We start from the raw sequence: 402 nt of genomic DNA on the forward strand, positions 1-402 counted from the left end.
CACGGCCCTTTGATTATGCGAAAGATCCGATGGAGTAAAACGCGACGAACTACTGAACGTCGTTTTCGGCGCGACTCTTCTGACAACCGAAATCAACGGCAGCAACTTCTTCACGGAGTCCTTCGCTGAAAAGAGATGGGGTGCGCTTATAGCCAGAGCTCTGTAAGAATTTGGATACTCCTCGGCAACCCTGGTAGCAATAAGCCCTCCCATACTATGGCCAAAAAGAAAGACCGGGAGATCCGGCTGGATCCTTTTCACTCCTTCAGTAAGCTGCCTGACCGCCGAAATGAAATCTGTAAAAGACTTTATGAAGCCGCGCGTTCCGGCCTGCATTCCGTGGCCGGCAAAGTCCGTCGCAAAGACACCAAATCCCTTTTCGCTTAGATAAGAAGCAAAACC

Annotated in this window: 1 protein-coding gene; it reads right to left on the bottom strand. The window is 50.5% G+C overall.

Going from position 1 to position 402, the window contains the following annotated elements:
• On the bottom strand, positions 1–402 hold a 402-nt coding region (locus B3N33_RS07920), incomplete at both ends, for an alpha/beta fold hydrolase (RefSeq protein ID WP_292592885.1).

Source organism: Mesotoga sp. UBA5825 (assembly GCF_002432955.1).
Classification (GTDB): domain Bacteria; phylum Thermotogota; class Thermotogae; order Petrotogales; family Kosmotogaceae; genus Mesotoga.